The sequence below is a fragment of the Niveispirillum sp. genome (assembly GCF_017996735.1).
GTDB lineage: Bacteria > Pseudomonadota > Alphaproteobacteria > Azospirillales > Azospirillaceae > Niveispirillum.
Window position 1 is genome coordinate 1 of record NZ_JAGOGJ010000257.1, and the last position, 3,560, is coordinate 3,560.

The following is a 3,560-nucleotide window of genomic DNA, read 5'->3' on the forward strand; positions in this document are numbered from 1 at the left end:
GCGGGAGACAACACCTCCGATGCCTTGATTGCCTACATCCCTGCTGGGCAGGGCGTTGCCCTCAAGACCTTGTGCCATTGGCGCTGGACCGCTTTTGGGGCGGGCCGCACCATCGACATTGGGTACGGGGCGCACACGGAGCGCGACGGTACGGCTGTGTCGGCTGGGCTGGATGTGTTCGCGGATGGGGTGGACGTGGAGAACGCGGACACCAACGGAGCCGTCATGGCGGTCGGCACGAACGCCGATGACAACCCATTCTGGGTCTATGACAGCAAGGCCCCCATCCCAATCTATGCCACCTCTGGCGGGTCTGGGACGTGGCCGGACGGAGCCATCATTGAAGGCGTGCTGTTCTACGTGTCGAACGAGTAACCGAACCGGGGCGGGGCTTCGGCCTCGCCCCACCGGAGCGCGATGAATCACTATCACGAACGACAATTAGTGGACCTGGTGAAACGGCACGATGAAGCGGAGCACGCCGGGGAACGACGCGAAGCGGCGAACATCGCGAAGCGCATCTTCCTTCGGTACGGCTACCGCGTGCAGGACGCCGGAGCCGGGCAACCACGCCTCGTTCAATAGGAGGACCTATGAAGCGGTATCAAGCCATGTTCGCGCTGTTCGGCGCGGTGATGTTGTTTGCGGGGCTGGTCGGCTGGACGTTGCATGTCCCGCAAGGCCCCTCGGCGAACAGCGTCATTTACGCCGAAGATAGCAACTACCTGAAAGACCTGGCCCCCGGCACATCGGGCCAATGCCTCAAGACGAACGGCACTGGATCGGCCCCTAGCTGGGTAGACTGCGTGACCGGCGCGGCGGGGCTGAAAGTGGTGGGCCTGTCCGTGACCTTGGACGGCACTAACCCCTCCAGTGTGGCGCATGGCCTGACGGCAGTAACGGCCTGCTCTGAAATGAATCTGCGTTCCACGGCCCCCGGCGATGAAGTGACCGCGTTTACCTATGTGGTGAACGGGGCCAACATCGACCTCTACGCCTGGACCACGAACGGCACCGACCCCACGTTGATTGCCTCGACGGATGCGAACGACGTGGTGAAACTGATTTGCGTGGGCACGTAACACCTGACGGCCCCTCCCTGACCGGAGGGGCCACAGCCTGGAGGGCCGATGTCTACAGCCTTTCCCAATGAACCGACCGGCTCGAACCTCATCAACGATCAGCCGCACAATGCGATTGTCGGGAACGGTTGGACGGACGTGTACGACACGGCCGGCTGGCAAACCACTATTGTCTCTGACGCCACCGCGCCCTTGTCGCCCACCAACGTCCTTCGGCAACGGTTCCCGCAAGGACTGGTCGGCGGGAATGGCGGCGGCGGTGGAAACTTCTACAGCTTTGGGGCGTCTTACGATCAATGTTTCTTGGGCTTCTGGATCAAGACCGACGCCAACTGGGAACAGCACCCCGTCTTGACCAAGATCGCCTGGATGCATACCACGCTGGCCGGCACTCCACACATGAACCAACTGTTTCTCGGCCTGGCCGGGAATAACCCGTACTACATCAATGCCAACTATCAGCAAACGAATATCGACAATTCCCACATGTTCGGTGGTGGCCCCGTTGGCACGATTCGCATGGACCCCACGGTAAACAGCACCTTTGCGGCGGGACAGTGGGCCAAGATCGAATGGTATTTCAAGCAAAGCACGACCAACACATCACGCAACGGGATTTGCAAAGTCTGGGTCAATAATGTGCTGACCATCAACGTGACGAACATGAACACTGACCGGATCACCGTGGATTCGGTTTCGCACATTACCGTCTGGGGTGGAACCGGGAGCGTGAAGTCGCGCGAGAGCTATCTGTATTTTGACCATTCCTACATCAGCAGTGCCCAAGGCGTTCCATCTGGCGGTGGCGACCCGCCACCCTTAGTGGCTCCAACCAACCTCTCGCCTGGGAATGTCACCATCCCCTATGGCTCGACCACCTTTTCGTGGAATGCGGTGCCTGGCGCGTCCAGCTACGCCGTGCGGATTCATAAGGTCGGCAACCCGTATGAGCCGACCTCCGAACTCTTAGCCTATGTCACGCAATCGGGGACGAGCATTACCAAAACCACGGAGCCATCCGCGCAATATGACTGGTGGGTGCATGCTGTCGATGGAGCGGGGGCGCTTGGCCCCTCGAGCGGCGCACTGCTGACGACATCGGCCTCGCCAGTGCCGCCGCCGCCTGACCCTGACCCGACGCCTGATCCGCCTCCTGACCCTCCGGTGACGCCGGACCCCATAGATCCGCCCCCGGTGATTACGCCGCCGCCGCCCGATCCACCGGCAGAACTGCCGGAGCCTGCGGTGCTAGGAACCGTGACGATTACACGGGTGGTCAAGGACCGTCAGAATCCCGTGATCAAGGAGTACCGATTCTATGGCCGCTAGCTCAGAAACCGGCATCGTCAATACCGGCCTGATCCTGCTGGGGGAACTCCCCATCTTGAGCCTGACCGATGATAGCGACGTGGCGCGAGCCGCGAACGCGGTCTTTACGCAGATCCGCGATGAAGTGCTCGCGCAGCATCCGTGGAACGGCTGCACAAAACAAGTCACGCTGGCGCAACTCTCGGGTACGCCCATTTTTGGATGGTCGTATCAATACGTCTACCCATCGGACGGCCTGCGGATTCTCTTCACCGATGACGACCAGTACGCGTGGAAGGTGAGCATTGGCACGGACGGACAGAGCAAGGTGGTCCTCTCCAATGCGCCCACGCTGGCCGTGGAATACATCTTCCGGCAAACGAACGTCTCTCGCTACGGCTCATGGCTCTCGTTCGCCATGTCCAAGCGCATGGCGGCGGAACTGGCCTTGACCCTCACGCAGCATCAAGGGAAGGCGCAGGGCCTCATGGCTGCGTACCAGGGGCAACTGTCCGTCTCCAAGATGATGGACGGCCAAGAGCAATCGACCAGCGAAGTGATTTCGACCACCTTAACCGATGATGTGAGGCTCTAGGCGTGGCGGTTCGCTCAACGGTCACACTGAACAACTTTAGCAGCGGCGAGTTGTCTGAAGAACTGCACGCCCGTGTCGAACTGGCGAAGTATCAGAACGGGTGCAAGACGCTGCTTAATTGGTTGCCCTTGATCGAGGGCGGCATCATGCGGAGACCGGGCACGCGGTTTGTGGCGGCAGCGAAGCACGCATCCACCACGGCGCGGCTGATTCCCTTTATCTTCTCAACCTTGCAAGCCTACATCTTGGAGTTCGGGGTAGGCTATATCCGCTTCTATAAAGACGGCGGACAGATCGTGGATGCGATATCAGGCGAGCCCATCCAGGTGGGCACGGCCTACACCGAAAGCGACCTCCCGCGCCTCAAGTATCAGCAACGGGCCGATGTGCTGTACCTCACGCATCCAGGCTACAAGCGACAGAAGCTCTCCCGCACCAGCCACACGGATTGGACGCTGACGGAAGTAGTGGACACTGAAGGACCGTTTCTCGATCAGAACAGTAACCCCGATTGGGTCATTACCGCGAGCGGCGGTGAACTCGTCACGAACGGAACATTCGGCACGGATGTGGTG

Annotated in this window: 4 protein-coding genes and 1 pseudogene; all 5 read left to right on the plus strand. The window is 60.4% G+C overall.

What is annotated here, in order from left to right; genetic code table 11:
* The coding region (locus KBA48_RS32745) for a hypothetical protein (protein WP_292912858.1) at window positions 1–375 on the plus strand (375 nt) is incomplete at its 5' end.
* Window positions 376–593: 218 nt separating this feature from the next.
* Window positions 594–1,082, plus strand: a complete 489-nt coding sequence (locus KBA48_RS32750) for a hypothetical protein (protein WP_292912859.1) — start codon at window positions 594–596, stop codon at window positions 1,080–1,082.
* A gap of 48 nt (window positions 1,083–1,130) precedes the next feature.
* Window positions 1,131–2,411 (plus strand): hypothetical protein, encoded by a 1,281-nt coding sequence (locus tag KBA48_RS32755; protein ID WP_292912860.1) that lies wholly within the window; start codon window positions 1,131–1,133, stop codon window positions 2,409–2,411.
* Window positions 2,401–2,985, plus strand: coding sequence for a hypothetical protein (locus tag KBA48_RS32760; RefSeq protein ID WP_292912861.1), 585 nt, complete (start codon window positions 2,401–2,403; stop codon window positions 2,983–2,985). The genes KBA48_RS32755 and KBA48_RS32760 overlap by 11 nt, the downstream gene beginning before the upstream one ends.
* Window positions 2,986–3,035: 50 nt before the next feature.
* Window positions 3,036–3,560, plus strand: a pseudogene (locus KBA48_RS32765) (hypothetical protein); the annotation flags it as partial.